General features: G+C 30.2%; 15 protein-coding genes and 1 pseudogene. 4 read left to right on the top strand and 12 right to left on the bottom strand.

Translation table 11 applies throughout. The annotated features are described in order from the left end of the window. Window positions 1-109 precede the first annotated feature (109 nt). Together nudC and VIM70_RS05185 are read left to right on the top strand one after the other, a co-directional pair. Window positions 110-937: an NAD(+) diphosphatase gene (gene nudC / locus VIM70_RS05190; RefSeq protein ID WP_331944670.1), complete on the top strand. Its 828-nt coding sequence runs from the start codon at window positions 110-112 to the stop codon at window positions 935-937. A gap of 539 nt (window positions 938-1,476) precedes the next feature. Continuing rightward, the gene (locus VIM70_RS05185) at window positions 1,477-2,652 is read left to right on the top strand and encodes a DUF4317 family protein (RefSeq protein ID WP_331944669.1); all 1,176 of its coding nucleotides are present in this window, start codon (window positions 1,477-1,479) and stop codon (window positions 2,650-2,652) included. 86 nt (window positions 2,653-2,738) lie between these two features. Here the strand turns inward: VIM70_RS05185 and VIM70_RS05180 are convergent, their stop codons facing one another. From VIM70_RS05180 to VIM70_RS05130, 11 genes and pseudogenes are all read right to left on the bottom strand, one after another. Then, window positions 2,739-3,425: a response regulator gene (locus VIM70_RS05180; RefSeq protein WP_331944668.1), complete on the bottom strand. Its 687-nt coding sequence runs from the start codon at window positions 3,423-3,425 to the stop codon at window positions 2,739-2,741. 1 nt (window position 3,426) lies between these two features. Next, complete coding sequence (locus VIM70_RS05175; RefSeq protein WP_331944667.1) at window positions 3,427-5,004, bottom strand: sensor histidine kinase; 1,578 nt, start codon at window positions 5,002-5,004, stop codon at window positions 3,427-3,429. A gap of 23 nt (window positions 5,005-5,027) precedes the next feature. Further along, window positions 5,028-5,375: an FMN-binding protein gene (locus tag VIM70_RS05170; protein WP_331944666.1), complete on the bottom strand. Its 348-nt coding sequence runs from the start codon at window positions 5,373-5,375 to the stop codon at window positions 5,028-5,030. 144 nt (window positions 5,376-5,519) lie between these two features. Next, on the bottom strand, window positions 5,520-6,263 hold the full coding sequence (locus VIM70_RS05165) for an ABC transporter permease (RefSeq protein ID WP_331944665.1): 744 nt from the start codon (window positions 6,261-6,263) through the stop codon (window positions 5,520-5,522). 2 nt (window positions 6,264-6,265) lie between these two features. Then, window positions 6,266-7,012, bottom strand: coding sequence for an ATP-binding cassette domain-containing protein (locus VIM70_RS05160; protein WP_331944664.1), 747 nt, complete (start codon window positions 7,010-7,012; stop codon window positions 6,266-6,268). Then, window positions 7,009-7,590, bottom strand: coding sequence for a flavin prenyltransferase UbiX (locus VIM70_RS05155; protein WP_331944663.1), 582 nt, complete (start codon window positions 7,588-7,590; stop codon window positions 7,009-7,011). Before VIM70_RS05155 ends, VIM70_RS05160 begins: the two co-directional genes overlap by 4 nt. Before the next feature lie 16 nt (window positions 7,591-7,606). Further along, window positions 7,607-8,464 (bottom strand): UbiA-like polyprenyltransferase, encoded by an 858-nt coding sequence (locus VIM70_RS05150; protein WP_331944662.1) that lies wholly within the window; start codon window positions 8,462-8,464, stop codon window positions 7,607-7,609. Next, complete coding sequence (locus tag VIM70_RS05145; protein ID WP_331944661.1) at window positions 8,445-9,851, bottom strand: menaquinone biosynthesis decarboxylase; 1,407 nt, start codon at window positions 9,849-9,851, stop codon at window positions 8,445-8,447. The genes VIM70_RS05150 and VIM70_RS05145 overlap by 20 nt, the downstream gene beginning before the upstream one ends. A gap of 23 nt (window positions 9,852-9,874) precedes the next feature. Further along, on the bottom strand, window positions 9,875-10,846 hold the full coding sequence (locus VIM70_RS05140; RefSeq protein WP_331944660.1) for a polyprenyl synthetase family protein: 972 nt from the start codon (window positions 10,844-10,846) through the stop codon (window positions 9,875-9,877). A gap of 155 nt (window positions 10,847-11,001) precedes the next feature. Next, on the bottom strand, window positions 11,002-12,867 hold the full coding sequence (locus VIM70_RS05135) for an NAD(P)/FAD-dependent oxidoreductase (protein ID WP_331944659.1): 1,866 nt from the start codon (window positions 12,865-12,867) through the stop codon (window positions 11,002-11,004). A 642-nt stretch (window positions 12,868-13,509) separates the two neighbouring features. Continuing rightward, window positions 13,510-13,719: pseudogene (locus VIM70_RS05130) on the bottom strand (DUF3243 family protein); the annotation flags it as partial. Between the two features lie 199 nt (window positions 13,720-13,918). Between VIM70_RS05130 and VIM70_RS05125 the strand changes: the two are divergent. Together VIM70_RS05125 and VIM70_RS05120 are read left to right on the top strand one after the other, a co-directional pair. Then, window positions 13,919-15,841, top strand: coding sequence for a peptidase U32 family protein (locus VIM70_RS05125; RefSeq protein ID WP_331944658.1), 1,923 nt, complete (start codon window positions 13,919-13,921; stop codon window positions 15,839-15,841). Window positions 15,842-15,857: 16 nt separating this feature from the next. Further along, the gene (locus tag VIM70_RS05120) at window positions 15,858-17,132 is read left to right on the top strand and encodes an aspartate aminotransferase family protein (protein WP_331944657.1); all 1,275 of its coding nucleotides are present in this window, start codon (window positions 15,858-15,860) and stop codon (window positions 17,130-17,132) included. Window positions 17,133-17,279: 147 nt separating this feature from the next. Here the strand turns inward: VIM70_RS05120 and VIM70_RS05115 are convergent, their stop codons facing one another. Further along, window positions 17,280-17,645 carry a hypothetical protein gene (locus VIM70_RS05115; RefSeq protein WP_331944656.1) on the bottom strand — a complete coding sequence of 122 codons (366 nt, stop codon included), beginning with the start codon at window positions 17,643-17,645 and terminating at the stop codon, window positions 17,280-17,282. Window positions 17,646-17,735: the final 90 nt, after the last annotated feature.

Genomic DNA, 17,735 nt, shown 5'->3' with positions numbered 1-17,735 from the left:
ATAATGTATATCTAAAATATTAAAAGCATAATATATATGTTATAATTGCATAAACACTATCTGCCTACCTAATACAGAGTCTTAATTATAGATTGGAGATATGATACTAATGTGTAACGAGGAAAATATAACAAATTTTAAACCTTCAGTAGTTGCAACTTTGCCTGTAACTAATAATGATATGTATTTTTTATTTTGCAAGGATACATTGTTAGTCAAATCTGAAAACAATAAAGCAATAATACCAGCGATTAAAGATTTACAGAATTTAAATTTAAAAAATATTCAATATATCGGGTCTATAAACGATGAAAATTGCTTTTGTGGAGAAGTAACAAACGATGCACTTATCCCAAGCAATATGTATTTCAGCACGCTTAAAGCTTTAACTCATCAGTTGTCAGAAGATATGTTTTGGGTAGGAGGTAGAGCTCAGCAAATAATAAACTTTAATATTGATCATAAATATTGTGGAAGATGTGGTACATTAGCTCAGAACGTAGATGGAGAAAGAGCTAAAAGATGTCCTAAATGTGGACTTACAAATTACCCTAGGATTTCACCCGCTATAATTGTTGCTGTTCTAAAGGAAGGAAGATTGCTTCTTGCACATAATAACGAATCTCCTAAAGATTTATATAGCGTAGTTGCCGGATTTGTAGAAGTTGGAGAGACTTTCGAGGAATGTGTTGCACGAGAAGTTCACGAAGAAACAGGAATTATTGTAAAAAACATAAAATATTTTGGGAATCAACCTTGGCCTTTTCCCAATTCATTAATGATAGGATTTACAGCAGAATATGCAAGTGGAGAAATACAAGTAGATGGAAAAGAAATTGGTCATGCTGACTGGTATAATTCTACTTCAATGCCTTTAACACCCGATAGTATAAGCATAGCTAAAAAATTAATAAACTGGTTTACGCAAAACTATTAAGAAGAAAATATATATTAATAACCTCTAAATAAATAGAAGTTAGAATCCTTAATTCACAACGAATTAGATCCTAACTTCTATTATTTTTCACTATATTCAATATTCTTTCTCCTTAAACTATATTTCCGTCTTTAAATTTTAATATATTGAAGTATTACTAATTAAAAACTTATTTCATTACGGATAAACTTAATTTCTGTATTCCTAAGTAATTTATATTATGGTTTCTTAGCCCATTGTGGCTTTTCACCTGATTGCAATGGCAATCATCACTGAATTCTTAGTTTACTTATAGTTTCTATATATTTCTTATGATCTCTCCCCACTCTCTCAGATTATATTAACTCGTTGGGGGTATCAAATTTTGTTTAAAGATTTTACTAAATATATGATAAGTTGCGCTTCTTATATTTAAATACTAACATAGTAATGATAATCTGTCAATAGTTATTATTATTTAATATAGGAATTTTTATCATTTAAATCCATAATTATGTGTTATAATTTGACTATAAATAACAGTGAAAAGAGGTTTAATGATGAATAAAAAAGAATTGGCTGACATAAGAAAAGAATTTAAGTTAGATAGTGGAATGATGAAAATCCAGGAAATCTATAGTGTATATCTAAAAAAGGATAATGTGCTAATTGATTATGAGGCAGTTATCCATTCAGAGTTTGATTACTTTGATAGAATGGATATGGATAAAAAAGAATTGTTTCTAGGGAATTTTAAAAAAGTACTTACTGGCGCCCTTGATACCAAAATATTCGAGTTAGAATTTCAAAATATTGAAGATAAAAATAACACTCAAAAATATTTATCAAATGCTTTAAAAACTAATAACAAAAATGAAATTGAAAGTCATATTAATAAAGTTATTGAAAAAATTGCAGCTAACTATAAATATGAAACTGATGTAGTTGTTACTTTTATTAAAGCTGAATACTGGTTAGGCTCGAGTCACAAAAATATGGATGCTAATGAAAGTATCGATGATGCTGTCCAAGCCTTTAATTTTATTTTATCAAGTGTAAATAAAATAGATATTCCAAAGAGAACTTTAAAATTTGACTATACTGATAAGGAATTCAAAGCAAATTCTGCTTTAGACTCAGTTATTAATCTTAATGCTCCACTAGAAGGCTTCATGTTCCCTAGTCTTACTAGTGGGTATTCGGATATTAATAAAATTTTATATTATGCTTCGAAACCTAAGGAACTAAACACCTCCTTTATTGAGAATGTTCTTAACTGTGGTTTCAAATTTACTGCTGAAGACGAAAAAAATTGCTTTGGTGATATACTAAAATCCATAATTGGAGAAAAGATAAAACCTGAACTTATGCAGGATATTTATGCTAATATACATGAACTTTCTGAGCAATTTGAAGATGGTGAAACTCCTGTTCTTGGAGTTCACGATGTTGAAAATATTCTTAATAATTGTGGGGCAGAAATTATATGCGACACAGAAACTGCTTTTGAAGGAACTTGTGGTAGCAAATATGACTTTAAAATAAATAATATTGTACCTGAATTTAATTCTAAGTCCATCAAAATCACTAGTGATATTGCAACTATTACCTTAACGCCTAAAGATCTAAATTCAGTTAAGCAGGTAAGAAATAAGGATGGGAGAAGATGTCTGCTTATTGAAATTGAGGAGGATATTTTTATAGAAGGATTTAAATTAGAAACTGAGGAATTTTAGTGACTAATAAAGATCTAAAAATGTTTTTCTAATAACCTCAGTATTAAAGTAAGAATATTAGTACATATTAAAATGTACTAATATTCTTACTTTATTTTATATTTATTTTTAGGCCGACCTACCTTACCATATTCCATTTCAATAACAAGCTTTTTTTCTTTCTCTAAATAATCTAAATATCTTCTAGCAGTAATTCTAGAAACACCGATATTTTTTGCAATCTGATCTGATGTGAAAGAGTTATCCTCCATATCTGTTATGCCCTCTAAAACTTTCTCATAAGTATATTGATTGAATCCCTTAATATCTCCAATATATTCATCATATTCTATTATGTGTGCATTCTCTTTTATGGTGTATTTGTCTATAATTTCCTGTTCAACGCTATCGACATTTTTGAAACTGTTCTTTCTGCTTCTAAATTGAATCAGTGCTTCTTTAAATCTATTGAATATAAATGGTTTTACTAAATAATCTACTGCTCCATACCGAAAGGCTTCCTCAACTGTTTCTGTGTTCCTATCCGCTGTGATTAAAATAACATCACATTTTAAATTTTCTAACCGTATCCACTTTAATAAATCTGTACCTTTACCCTGTGGAAAAAAAACATCTAATAATATTAAATCAGGTTTCCCACTCAATAAAACTTCTTTTGCCTTTTCAAGTGAATTAACACTGTCATATAATATAAATCCCTCTACTTTTTTTAAAAATTTCTCATTGATTTCTCTGACCATTGGATCATCTTCAACAATAAGAACGTTAATCATACTATCTACCCCTTTTCATTGGTATAAATATATCCCATGTAGTACCATTATCCTGTAGAATATTTATATCTCCACCAGCATAATCTATTATTTGTTTTACAATACTAAGGCCAAAACCTCTATTTCCACTTTTAGTTGTAAATCCACGTTCGAAAACTTTATCTCTAATATTATCTTTAATTCCGGGGCCATTATCTTGAATTTTGATTCTAAGTGATTCATTATCTGAATTTAATTTTATTAAAATTTTACCATTTTCAAATTTCACTAATTCTTCAATAGAATTTTCTATTAAATTTCCTATAACAGAGCAAATTTCACCTTCTGTTATATCTTTAGGTATATTTTCTATATAAGAATTCGGATCAATTTCTACAGAAATCTTAGCTTCTGTTGCTTTATTATACTTAGCCAGTAACAAACCTGCTATATGTACATTCTTTATTCTTTTGCTTAGAATATCAGAAACTTCGCCTCGAAGCTTAGATATATGGGAAATATATTCAACTGCTTCATCATATTCTTCTAATTGTATAAGTCCTGAAATAGTGTGAAGCTTATTCATAAACTCATGATTTTGTGCTCTTAATGCACTTGTCATTTTTTTAATTCCAGTTAATTCTTCAGCCATATCTTTAACCTCTGTTAAATCCTGAAAACTGGATACAACTCCAATAATTTCTTCTTTATAATTTTTTAACAAGGTATGACTGCACATAAGTGTCTTATCAAAACATATTTTGATTTCTTGATTATATACCGCCTTTTGAGTCCTCATTACTTCCATCATTTGATCTGTATAATTGAGATTGATATTAGTAATATTTTTTCTGCCTATATCCTCATCATCTAGTTTTAAGATTTCCTTTGCTACTTTATTAAATAGTATTATTCTTCCATCTTGATCAATAGCTAAAATTCCATTTTTTAAATTCTGTAAGATTACATCTCTTTGCCCTAGTAAAAGTGCAATTTCCTTTGGCTCTAATCCAAATATGCTTTTCTTTATTAGTTTTGCTAAAAAGACTGCACCTGCTATGCCCATTAAAAGCCCAGATACTATAGCTATCTTTAAACAAAGCAAATAAAAACTAAGTTCACCATATACAGTATCCGTTAGAAGACCTACTAAAACCGCTCCAACTTGTTTTCCCTTATAATATATGGGTACAAAGGCTCTTATTGCAGTTATTAGTACATTTTTATCCTTAGCTACATAAGATTCTCCCTTTGTAATCACTCGTGTTTCTCCACCGTCATCGTATTTTTTGCCTAAGGAATTTCCATAAGGATAGGAATATTTTATACCCTTCATATCAATTACAATAATATATTTAAATCTAGTTTTATCTCTGAAGCTTTCTATAGTTTTCTGAACAGTATTATAATCTTTTGAAGTTGCTAAAGTTTTTTCAATTATATCAATTGACGCAATAGTTACAGCTAAGTCCATAGCATTATTTCCCATTTGAGTTTCTACGGTATTCTGCACTTGATAATAAGTTACAATTCCTATACCACCAATTACAATAAATAATATAATACTTACAAAAATTATTAATCTATACTGTAATTTCAATTACATCTCACCTCATTGTATAACTAATTTAATTTAGCTTTATCTAGCCCATTCTTAATAGCATTAATAAGCCCATGGCTTGTGTATGTTGCTCCTGCTACAACCTCAACATCAGGACTATTGGCTTTTATTACTCTTGCTGGAATTTTTTTATAAACAGTATCAGCTATAATTGGGATTTCTTGTTGTTCTAATATTTTAATTGATTTTATTTCATATTTGTCCGTTATTACTTGTACCTTTATAGGCCCAATATGTCCTTCGGCATTTCCTTCATATATTCCTGCTTTATATTTTATATTTTTATCACCACAAGCTACTAGTCCAGTTGATATAACTATTATTAAAGCAAGTATTAATAATTTTTTCAAATGACTCCTCCCCTACTATTTCACTTTGACTATCTTTGGAGTAGATTATTATCATTCTAATTATACCATTTTTGAACTTTTATGCCAGTTTAGTATAGCATTACTTATATATTATAAAATCAATTAAAAATATTTGAATATTCCTTATCTCCAAGGGCAAAATATCCCTTCTAGAACATCAATTAAAATAAAGAAAAATAGCCCAATTATACTTAAAATTAAAATCCCTGAATACATTTGAATATAGTTAACCCTCATCCAAGAATCCATAATGAAATAACCCATGCCATATTCAGTTCCAAAATTTTCAGTAAAAAACAAAACAGATATTGCTGTACCTATCCCTATTCTGAGCGATGTTAATATGGATTTAAGAATTCCTGGGAAAACAATTTCTTTTATTATTTGAAAATTTGTTGCTCCCAACGAGTACATAGGATAAAAAACTTCTTCAGGAATACTTTTCACTTCGTCTTTTAAATTAACTACTACTGGGAAAAAAGTTATTAAAAAAATCATAACTATTTTTGTTGACTCTCCTAACCCAAAAATAAGCATTACTATAGGAAGTAACGCAATCTTAGGTATTGGATAACTGAAATATATTACTGGTGAGAATATTAAATCAATCTTTTTAAAGTACCCCATAAAAATTCCCACAGGTATTCCTATAACCAAAGTAAATAATAGGCCCACTATAATTCTAATAAAACTGTAAACAACATGGATTGCTAAGTCACTTTGAAAAGTTGTAACTATATTTACTATTATAGCATTGGGTGGTGGAAATAAAGGTTTATTGATAACCATCGCAAGAACTTGCCACACAGCAAAAATAATAATAAAAGCAACAACAAAGTTAACTAGTTTAAATTCTTTAAGTCTCATTTCTAAAGGTCTCCTTTGAGAATTTTTCTGAGCTTAATATTTATATTTATGTACTCTAAATTATCTTCTACATCAAATCTACCGAACAAAGGGTTGTTTATGACTTCTATTATTTTCCCAGGTGATGATGATATTATAGCTATATTCTTTGCTAAATATATTGCTTCTTTAATATCATGTGTTACAAGAATGGTGGTAACTCTATGTTCTTCCCAAACTTCTAGAAATAATTTTTGAACAGCCTCCCTAGTTATTGCATCTAAGGCAGAAAAAGATTCATCCATTAAAAGTAGATTAGGTTTTAATAGTAGGGCTCTAGCCATGGAAACTCTCTGCATTTGACCGCCACTTAGCTCCCTTGGGTACCTTTTAACAAAGTCTGTAATTTTTAACTCGTTCAATAATTTTTCATAAAATAATACATCTATGTTTTTTTTACCATCCTTAATTTTAGCTGATAAAAATATGTTTTCTTCTACAGTTTTCCATTTGACTAGCCCGTAATTTTGAGGTATAAACCCAATTCTATGTATTTTCGGATTTACTGTTTTTCCATCTATTAAAACTTCACCATCGTAGTCTACAATAATCCCAGCAAGAGTTTTAAGTAATGTTGATTTCCCTCCACCTGATGGTCCAATTACAGCGCATATTTCTCCTTTTTCCACTGATAAATTTGTATTTTCTATTACCTTAGTATACTTGTCCCCATTTTTATATGAGACATTTAAATTTTTTATTTTTATCATTTACCTCCACTCCACTCATGGCATAAATCACTATCTACATTTAAACTAACAAGAATTCTCCCTACAGTGGTACTTACAATATCTTCGATAGTTTTAGGCTTCTGATAAAAAGCTGGCATTGGAGGTATTATCATAACATTTAAGTCACTTAAAAACAGCATGTTTTTAAGATGAATAGAACTAAGAGGAGTTTCCCTTGGAATTAAAATCAACTTTCTTTTTTCCTTAATGATTACATCCGCCGCTCTAATTAATAAATTATCAGAAGTACCACAGCTTATTTTTGAAAGAGTTCCCATGGAGCATGGAACAATTACCATTCCATCAGTCTTAAATGAACCGCTTGCTATGGGAGAAAACATATCATCTATAGCACATAATTTAAGCTTACTCTTATTTCTATTTATACTTTGGATCCATTCTTCAAAATTTAGTTCAACCTCATATTCTAAAACCTTACGACCATTTTCTGTAATAAGAAGATAAATTTCATTATCCTTTTTTATTAATTCTTCTATAAGTCGTACACCATAAATACTTCCACTAGCACCAGTGATGCCTACTATGTATTTTCCCAACTAAATCACCTCTTAACTATGATATAAAAACATCTAACACTGTAAAAACAAATATCAAAACACTTACTACTTGATTTATGTGATATGACGCGATTTTCATTTTCTTTTCATTGGCTGGTGATACTATATAATGCTCCAATGCTAATAAAATAGCACTTATGAAAATTCCAGTTAAATATATTAATCCACTATTCATTATAAAATATAAACTAATTAAAAGTAAAATCATAATAAAATGAAATAAGAATGATATGAATAGAGCACCTTTTAAACCAAATTTAGCAGGTATAGAAAATAAACCAGTTTTTCTATCAAAGTCAATGTCTTGAGTTGCATAAATTATATCAAAACCAGCTACCCACAATGTAACTACAGTGCCTAAAATAATTGGTGCTAGTGCAAATTTTCCTGTTACTGCAAGCCATGCTCCTACAGGTGCCCCTCCGCAGGTAATGCCTAAAACTATATGGCATATCCATGTAAATCTCTTAGTATATGAATATATTACAAATAAAAAAAGTGCTATTGGCGATAACATAAAACATATAGGATTTAACATATATGCAGCTATTTCAAATATTGAAAAACACAAAATCACTATTGCTAAGACTTCATAATTTTTTACTAATCCTTTAGGCAAATGCCTATTTGCAGTTCTAGGATTTTTTTTATCATAATCCTTATCTACGATTCTATTGAGAGCATTAGCTCCATTTCGAGCTCCAATTAAAGCAATTAATATCCAAAATATTGTATAACCCGATGGTAACCCATTTGCTGCCCAAATCATTCCTATTAAAGCAAAGGGAAGAGAAAATAGTGTATGTGAAAACATAACTAACTCCCCATAACTTTTAAGTTTCTTTAATACCATATTCCTTCCACCTCTTATCTACCATATCTTTAACTTCCTTTGACATTTCTATATCATCTGGCCAAGGCCTTGAATGTCCTTCTGATGACCATTTTTTTGTAGCATCAATCCCTAATCTAGAACCATAAAAAGGAGTGTTGGATGCGTGATCTAGTGCATCTAATGGCCCTTCTGAAATTACTAAATCTCTCTTGGGATCTATATTGTTAAATACTTTCCAGGCAACGGTTGATATATCCTTTGGATCTACATTTTCATCAACAATTATTATCATTTTTGTATACATCATTTGTTTAAGTCCCCATAGAGAATTCATAATTTTATGAGCATGTTTGGGATAAGATTTTTTAATAGAAACAATTACACAATTATTAAATACCCCTTCCAAAGGGGAATTTATATCCACTATTTCCGGACATTGAACCTTTAATAATGGCAAGAAAATCCGTTCTGTAGCTTTTCCGATGTAACAATCTTCCATTGGCGGTTTACCAACAATTGTTGTTGGATATACAGGATTCTTCTTTCTTGTGATTTTTTCAATATGAAATACAGGGTACATATCCTCAAGAGAATAATATCCTGTATGGTCACCTGATGGACCTTCCAGTCTTGTCTCATCTAAATCTACATATCCTTCTAATACAAATTCAGCATTAGCAGGTACATAAATGTCATTGGTAATACATTTAACAATTTCTACAGGTGATTTTCTAAGAAATCCTGCAAAAATCATTTCATCTACCATTTTTGGAAGTGGTGCAGTCGCGGCATATATAGTTGCTGGATCACATCCTATTGCTACAGATACTGGCATTTTAATTCCAAGTGTACGATATTTTTCATAAATATTTTTTCCGTCTTTATGTAGATGCCAATGCATTCCAGTCGTTTTCTTATCATATACTTGAAGCCTATACATTCCAACGTTCTGCTGATTAGTTTCTGGATCCTTTGTTATTACAAGTGGGAGTGTTATGTAGCGCCCTCCATCTTTTGGCCAGCATTTTAATATGGGAAGTTTATCTAAATCTGGCTCCTCTATTACCTCTTGACAAGCAGCATTTTTTACTTTTTTAGGAAAGACCCTTACAAGTGTATCAAGTTTCGAATCATCCATAAAATCCAGTATTAATTTAGCAATTTCATCAAGGTTCTCTAATTGCAGGCCATAGTTAATTCTCTCATATGATCCTAAAGAATTAATTAATAATGGATAATCAGAATTTTTCACATTTTTAAAAAGCAAAGCATTCCCGTTTTGTTTTGAAACTCTGTCCGCGATTTCTGTAATTTCAAGTTCACTATCAACCTCTATTTCGACTTCATCTAAAAGCTTTTTTTCTCTCAAATGATTTATAAAATCCTGCAAATCTTTATAGGCCATAAAAACTTTCCCTTCTAGACAAATTAGAACTCACGAATCAATAATTTTTTTGCAACATCTTCTATTACTTCTTTACTCTCACATTGAGGCAATTTTTCTATATACTCAAAGGCTTTTTTCGTGTATTTATTTGCTAAATTTTGAGCTTTTTCTATTCCTTTATATTGGTTAACTACAATAATTATTTCAGATATATCAGAATCATTTAATGAGGAGTTATCTAAAATAGTAGAAATCTTATTTTCTTTATCTTCTGCCATAGCATATATTAATGGTAGCGTATAATATCCTTTTATTAAATCACTCTGGGCACTTTTCCCAAGTTTAATAGAATCGCCACTATAATCAAGCAGATCATCTATGATTTGAAAAGCCATACCAATATAGTATCCTACTCGTCCTAACAGTTTTGACGTTTTCTCACTACAGTTAGCTTCCTGTGCACCAGTGAAAAAGCTGATAGCAAATAAAGCTGCAGTTTTTCCAGATATAATCTTTAGATATTTTTTAAGTCCTGTGTTTCTTATGTATCTGATATTATATTGTGTTATTTCTCCCATACATATTTTAGATATAGCTTTAGAAATGTCTTTTAGTATTACTGTGGAGTATCCAAATTCAGATAACATTATAAAACATTGGCAAAATAGAAAATCACCTATATATACAGCATACTCTTTGCTGTATTTATGTTGTATTGTTTCTACTCCACGTCTGAATTTTGATTCATCAACAACATCATCATGAACTAATGTTGCCATATGCATCATTTCTATAGCCGCTGCTAGATTATGCATCTTCTCGGGTTCATACTTTCCAAACTTTGCTGCGAGTAATAAGAAGGCAGGTCTTAACATCTTACCACCTGCATCAACTAAAGGTGTAATAGCCTCATCAAATTCTTTTTCACTGGATTTTACATTTTTCTTTATAATTTTCTTTATATTTGCTAATTCGTCTGCAATATCAGGGTAATCCCCCCAAAATATACTCATTTTATCACCTAGTCCAATTATTTTTTGTTTATATTTTTATAGTTATAATTACTGTTAATTACATATTATAAATAATTCAATACAAAATCAAATGTCCTTTTAATTATTTTTAAAAGGACATTTGATTTAAAGAAATTTAATTTTTTATTATAAAATTATTGATCAACACTATAGGTATCTACATATAAATAAGATTTTTTAACCCATCCTACCCTTTTCCAATGTTCTTTCAAAACTGGCATTACATAATAATCTAAGCCAAATGTTTTTCCAGATCCACCTATAAGTGCTATTCCTGCTGCTAAGAACCATAACATCTCAGCGGGAGCCATTCCTGAACTCCAAATCATTGTACCCATAGCAACTGATAAAAGTGAAGCCAATGCTGAAAATAATCCTACTATCAGTAACAAACCTACGCATATTTCAGCAATTACCATACCTGTTTGGAAAACTGTAGCTAAAGTAGTGAAGCCACCATCTCCTGTATAGAAGAAAGTCTTCATAGACCATTTAACCATACCTGATATAAATCCTGGAACTGGCAATGCCACAACTACTGGTGCTGCCGCTGCACCTGCTGCAGGTGCTGCTGCTGTTGCTGCAGTTGCTCCATCAATTACTGGTGCAGGTATTAAGAATATTTTTGAAGGATCAGCTAATATATTGGGTAATTTTGCAAGTCCTTCTGTTAACCATTTGTAACCAACGAACATTCTTAGTACTACTAGCCAGAAGTTTGGAGATGAGTTTGAAAAATATCCACCAAGCATACTTCTATTATCTTTAACATGGAAAAACTCATGTGATATATATGACCAACATTTGTTAAATCCAGCAACCTGAGCGAAGTATACAACATTGATAAAATGTTTAACAAATAATGCAAAGAATCCAGATAAGGCATAGAATTTTTTTCCTGATCCAATGTTTGCAACTCCATATTTACCACCTATACATACCATTGCACCATGGAATACAGGTTTATAAGCTTTCAATTCCCCACCTTTTATAGTGTTATAAATATTATGTGCAATTAACTCAGAAGATTCTTCTGCATTTTCTACCATTTGAGGAACAGGTCTTTCCTCACCTTCAGGAATAAAGAAAATATTATCACCAACAATATAGACATTTTTATAATCTACAGATTGTAGCTTATCATTTGTTTCTATTCTTTTCCTACCCTTTTGTCCAATTTCCATTTTGCCAATAGTATCTGAGCCTTCAACACCAGCTGCCCAAATTACTGTTAAAGTACTAATTGTACCTTTATCTCCCATTGTAACAGATTCTTTTGTAACTTCAGTAATACCTGCTTTGGTTATAATTTCAATACCTAATTTATTAAGTCTTTGACCAGCTTTTGCAATTAGCTTGTCTGGTAAATTAGGTAATATCTTAGGTAAAGCATCTACAACATATAATTTTACTTCTTTTTTATCTATGTAGAATTCCTTACACAATCTATCCTTCCACTCACCTAGTTCACCTATCATTTCAATTCCTGTGAAACCACCACCAACAACAACAAAAGTTAACATTTGTTGTCTTTTCTCTTTGTTTGTTTCTTTCACAGCTTTTCTGAACATTTGAAGAATATGCTCTTTTAACTCTACAGCATCTTCATAAGACCATAATTTACGGGAGTTTTCTTCTGCGCCTTTTATGCCAAAATAAGTTGGCTTAGATCCAGCACCGATAACTAGATAGTCATATTCATAGGTGTTATTTGCTGATTTCAACTTATTATTTTTAAAATCAAAATCAGTAATCTCATCAAGTACAACATCTACTTTTCTTTTTGCAAATATTTTTTTAAGATCAATTTTAATAGAATCTTCTGATACCCTATTTGCTGCTACTTCATGAAGTTCAGTAAGCAATGTATGGAATGGTTTTTGGTCTATAAGAGTAATTTCAACATTTTCATCCTTTTTAAATTTTTTAGCGAGTTGCTTTGCTGTTAATACTCCACCATACCCCCCACCAAGTATAGCTATTCTTTTTTTCTCACTCATACTAAATCCCCCTTGTTTTATAAAATATTATTATATAAAGGCATTTTATAAAAAACATAATTTATATTAGTATATGTTATAGATTAATATAATATTGCCTTATAATTAATTTAAAATGTAACCGTTATCCACTCAGTCTTTTCCTCTCTATAATTAAATTAGCCTTCTTAGTTAAAACTTTATCATATTAACATTAGCAGTGCAAATAAACAAGCTATTTGGTCATTAATTTCGCATTTTGTTTATTTAGTTCATAGATATATTACATGCAATAAGTTAAAAAACTAATTACTATTTACATCAAGTTTACTAAGTGTTATAATCACCTCGTTATTGACAATTCATTACATACCTCTATATGATTCTATATCACATTTCACTTTCTTTCAAGTCTTTGAATAACTTTTTTTACAAAATTTATTTAAAGATAGATTAATTGCTATTTGAGGTACCTAATGGGAAAAATTGCACTAATCATTTCAACAATAACGATGAGTTTAGGTGTTATTGATAGTAATAGTGAAAAAAGACGAACATAACACGATCTATCAGATGATTCGTTCATTAAATAATATTACATTATAATAAAATGTAACCTCCTTCTTATAATATGTAGAAAGAGGTACATCAAAGTTAAATTATTTAATGATCTTTTTCAACCATTTTTATTATTACTTTTGTCAGAATTTCTTGTTCTAATTTATCTGAAGCTTCAAATAGTTCTTTTAAAAGGCGTTGCTCTCTGTTTTCTGGGTCTACATTGGAAGATAGAAATTCTCCAACTTTTGAACCTAATTTTGTTATTGAATCATCTGATAGACCTACGGTTTCTCCCATAGAAATCATATTGTATAATGTTTTTTTTCATTTATCCCAATCATTAATCATTTTAATATCTAAATCCATTTTACACCTCCATAATCTTATAAAAGTATTGTTTGCATAAAAACATAAAATTACTTATTCTCTTAATATAATAAATATTTAAGAAAATGACTTTTAGCTACATTTTCATCAAAAAATTTTTAATGTAAAGGAAAGGTGTCTTAATATGAGTAGATTTTTTAATAACAAAGAAGTAGAACTATTAGCCCCTGTGGGAACCTTTGAAATTTTTGAAAAGGTAATTCACAGCGGGGCTGATGCTGTATATTTGGGTGGCAAAAAATTAAATATGCGTATGCATAGAAAAGATTATAACTTGTCAAATGCTGAAATAGAGAAAGCAATCACTATTGCCCATTCCTTAAATAAAAAGGTTTATATAACTGTAAACAATCTTTTCAGTAAGGTAGATTTAAGTGATGCTGAGGATTATCTGAAATTTTTAGAAAGAGTTAAGCCAGATGCTTTAATTATTCAAGACCTTAGCATATTAGAATTAATAAATAGTTTAAATTTGAAACTAACTCTCCATTCTTCTGTGATGATGAATGTTCACAATCTAGAAACCATTAAAGCACTTAGAGAATGTGGAATTACTAGAATTGTAGCATCAAGGGAGATGGATTTACAAAGCATTAAAAATCTTCATACCCAAACAGATATGGAATTCGAATGTTTTACTCATGGAGATATGTGTATTTCCCACGGTGCTCAATGTTTGTACAGTGGGATGATATTGGGAAAAAGCAGTAATAGGGGACTTTGCATGAAACCATGTCGGTGGAATTATACAATGAAAAAAGACGGACTAGCCTATCCTACAGAATTTCCCATGGCAGTAAAAGATATGTATATGTATGAGCATCTACCTGAAATGATTGAGGCAGGCATCCTCTCCTTTAAAATAGAAGGAAGAATGAGAGATGCAGATTTTCTAGTTAAATTAATTAATTACTATAGCGACGCCATAAATAGATATATCGAGGATCCTGTCTGTTATGATAGAAGAAAAGATGCTCAGACTATTTTTGAAACCCGTACAAGAGACTTATCTACTTGCAGTTCATTTGGAACACCAGGATTATCATATATCAATAGACGTTATGAAGGTAAAGATAACAATGGTAATGGTAAAGTTTTCGACAATCCTGTAGAAGAAATTGAAATTACGAAAAATAAGATAGAAGAAATAAAGAACCTTTTGAATGTAAAAACTTCTTTAGCACAGAAGCCTAAGTTAAATGTAAAAGTCAATTCCTATTCACAAGCTAAAATTGCAATAGATGAATGCGTAGATGCAGTTTATTTATCTGGAGAAGTTTTTAAGCCAAATAACCCTTTTAGTAAAAATGAAATACTTAAATTAACTAAAGATAAAAGAAATACAAAGATATACTTAGGTTTTCCTAAAATGATGTTTGATGAGGATTTTTCAAAATATAGTCATTTACTTAAAGAAAACAACCTAGGATTAGATGGCTTAATTGTAACCAATTTAGGAGCTATTCATAAATATAAATCTTTAGGTCTTGAACTTATTGGAGATTATTCTTTAAATATTTATAACTATAAAGCAGTTAGTTTCTATGAAAAGCAAGGCTTATCAATTGCTACACTTTCTGTAGAGGCACCACTGCTAGACGCTATTGATACTATTTCTAATTCACCAATTCCTATTGAAATCATAGTTCATGGTTCTCCAACAGTTATGTATATGAATCATGATTTATATGAGAATACTAGAGTTTCAGAGTCTACAAATCATGAAAATAATTCTAATGTTTCTAACAAAGTATTAGTTTTAGTAGACGGAAAAGGAAATGAACACCCAATATACCAAGATAACAATGGTAAGAATCATATGACGCTTTATAAAGATCTTTGCTATCTTCCCTTTTTAAAAGAGCTCAATGATATAGGCGTATCTCATTTTAGAATTGAAGCTTGTCATTATGATACTACTACCCTACATAAAATTTTGAGTGTTTACAAAGAAGCCCTTAGTGATTTAAGCAAATGTGAAGAAATATTCCAGTCCCTAGATCCTATTGGTTCTGGTTTTACCCTTGGAGCTTTCCAATTCAATTAATTAAGGAGGTATAATAATGTCTAACTATATAGGTCCTGAAAAAATTATTCAAAAGAAAAAAGATTTTCTTTTCCCATGCTCACAACATTTTTATAAAAAACCACCTCAGATTGTAGGTGGAAAAATGCAGTATTTAATTGATTCACAAGGTAATAAATATCTCGATTTTTTTGCTGGTGTTTCCGTTGTTAATTGTGGTCATTGCAATCCTGATATTTTAAGCGCTTCTATTGAGCAAATGAAAACATTGGATCATACTAGTACTATATATTTAACTGAGCCAATGGTTAATCTTGCCGAAAAACTCTCTTCAGTGTTACCTGGAGATATCAAACATTCTTTTTTCTGTTGTAGTGGTTCCGAGGCTAATGAAGGCGCACTCTTACTTGCTAGAATTTATACGGGAAGAAATGAATTTATTTCATTAAACAATAGCTTGCATGGTAGAACTTATTTAACTATGAGTGTTACTGGCCTCCCTATGTGGAGAGCAGATCCTATACTTTCTGATTGTGTTACCTTTGTACCTAATTCTTATAACAAAGATAAAACTCTTGAGGAAGCTGCTAGTGACTCCATAAAAGCTATTGAAGTCGTGATAGCTTCTAAAGGTGATAAAATAGCAGCCTTAATTGCAGAACCTGTGCAAGGTAATGGTGGCATTATAACTCCACCTCTGTGGTACTTCAAAAAATTGAAGACCATCCTTGAGAAAAATGGTATATTACTTATTATAGATGAAGTTCAAACAGGCTTTGGCAGAACTGGCAAAATGTTTGCCATCGAGCATTATGACGTTGTACCAGATATAATTACAGTGGCAAAAGCTCTTGGAAACGGAATGCCTATATCTGCGTTTTGCACAAATGATAAAATTGCAGCATCGTTTACTAATGCTTCTGCTTCTACTTTAGGTGGTAATCCTGTAGCTGCAAGTACTGCAATAGCTGTACTTGACTATATTAAAGAAAACAATTTATGCTCAAACGCACAAATTTTAGGAATAAAATTGAAAAAAGGACTTCTTAAACTTAAAGAAAAGTATCCTATAATTTATGATGTTCGCGGTATAGGACTTATGTTAGGTATTGAGTTATTAAAAGAAAATGGTGAACCTGCCTTAGAGGAAGCCGACCTTATATTAGAATTTTTAAAGGATGAAGGAATTATTTTAGGGAAAAATGGATTAGATAGAAACGTACTAGCTTTCCAGCCACCACTTATAATAAAAGAAAGTGATGTACTTTTAGTGTTAGAAAAATTAAATTTAGCCTTGAGTAAATTATGTTAGATTCTCTGTATAAATATATTCAATAATGTTATATTTACAAGCATTTTTAAATCTTTAATTGAATTTTTCTACAATAAAAAACTAAGTCTTAACTTTTAAGACTTAGTTTTTTATTATGTTTATGTTGATGAAAATAAATGATTGATATTACATATTTCTAGGATCAATATCATTAATCATTTTTATATTTCCAATTATATACCAAGTAGTTTCTTGCTTTTCTACATTATAAACTTTTCCAAGTATTCGTCCCTTAGACATAACTCCAGATAGTGAACCTACAAATGAAGGTGTGTTTAATTGTACCTTCTTGATTTGTTTATCGTTACCTCTGTCTTTAATTATATGCTCTTTAGGAAAAGCATTGTTTATTTCTTTACTAGTTTTAGCCGTTTCCTTACTAGTAGCACCTAATTCTTCTAATTTTTTGTAAATTTTCTCCATCATATTTTTTTTTCTTTCAATACTAATGTTAGGGCTTTCAACTTCTACATATTCTAGTGACTTTTTCATAACATCGTTCCTTCCTTTAATTAACAATAACTTATTTAATTCATTCTCCTACATTATATCATGATTCTTGTTTTTTTAAAAATGTATTAC

This window comes from Clostridium sp. (assembly GCF_036569345.1).
Taxonomy (GTDB): domain Bacteria; phylum Bacillota; class Clostridia; order Clostridiales; family Clostridiaceae; genus Clostridium_AD.
Note: the sequence above shows the minus strand (reverse complement) of the source record. Positions and strands in the feature narration are given on the sequence as shown.

Coding starts and splice junctions, on each gene's coding strand:
- VIM70_RS05125 (WP_331944658.1), top strand. CDS start 13,919: ATGAGTAGATTTTTTAATAACAAAGAAGTAGAACTATTAGCCCCTGTG.
- nudC (WP_331944670.1), top strand. CDS start 110: ATGTGTAACGAGGAAAATATAACAAATTTTAAACCTTCAGTAGTTGCA.
- VIM70_RS05140 (WP_331944660.1), bottom strand. CDS start 10,846: ATGAGTATATTTTGGGGGGATTACCCTGATATTGCAGACGAATTAGCA.
- VIM70_RS05185 (WP_331944669.1), top strand. CDS start 1,477: ATGAATAAAAAAGAATTGGCTGACATAAGAAAAGAATTTAAGTTAGAT.
- VIM70_RS05180 (WP_331944668.1), bottom strand. CDS start 3,425: ATGATTAACGTTCTTATTGTTGAAGATGATCCAATGGTCAGAGAAATC.
- VIM70_RS05165 (WP_331944665.1), bottom strand. CDS start 6,263: ATGAGACTTAAAGAATTTAAACTAGTTAACTTTGTTGTTGCTTTTATT.
- VIM70_RS05145 (WP_331944661.1), bottom strand. CDS start 9,851: ATGGCCTATAAAGATTTGCAGGATTTTATAAATCATTTGAGAGAAAAA.
- VIM70_RS05115 (WP_331944656.1), bottom strand. CDS start 17,645: ATGAAAAAGTCACTAGAATATGTAGAAGTTGAAAGCCCTAACATTAGT.
- VIM70_RS05150 (WP_331944662.1), bottom strand. CDS start 8,464: ATGGTATTAAAGAAACTTAAAAGTTATGGGGAGTTAGTTATGTTTTCA.
- VIM70_RS05120 (WP_331944657.1), top strand. CDS start 15,858: ATGTCTAACTATATAGGTCCTGAAAAAATTATTCAAAAGAAAAAAGAT.
- VIM70_RS05160 (WP_331944664.1), bottom strand. CDS start 7,012: ATGATAAAAATAAAAAATTTAAATGTCTCATATAAAAATGGGGACAAG.
- VIM70_RS05135 (WP_331944659.1), bottom strand. CDS start 12,867: ATGAGTGAGAAAAAAAGAATAGCTATACTTGGTGGGGGGTATGGTGGA.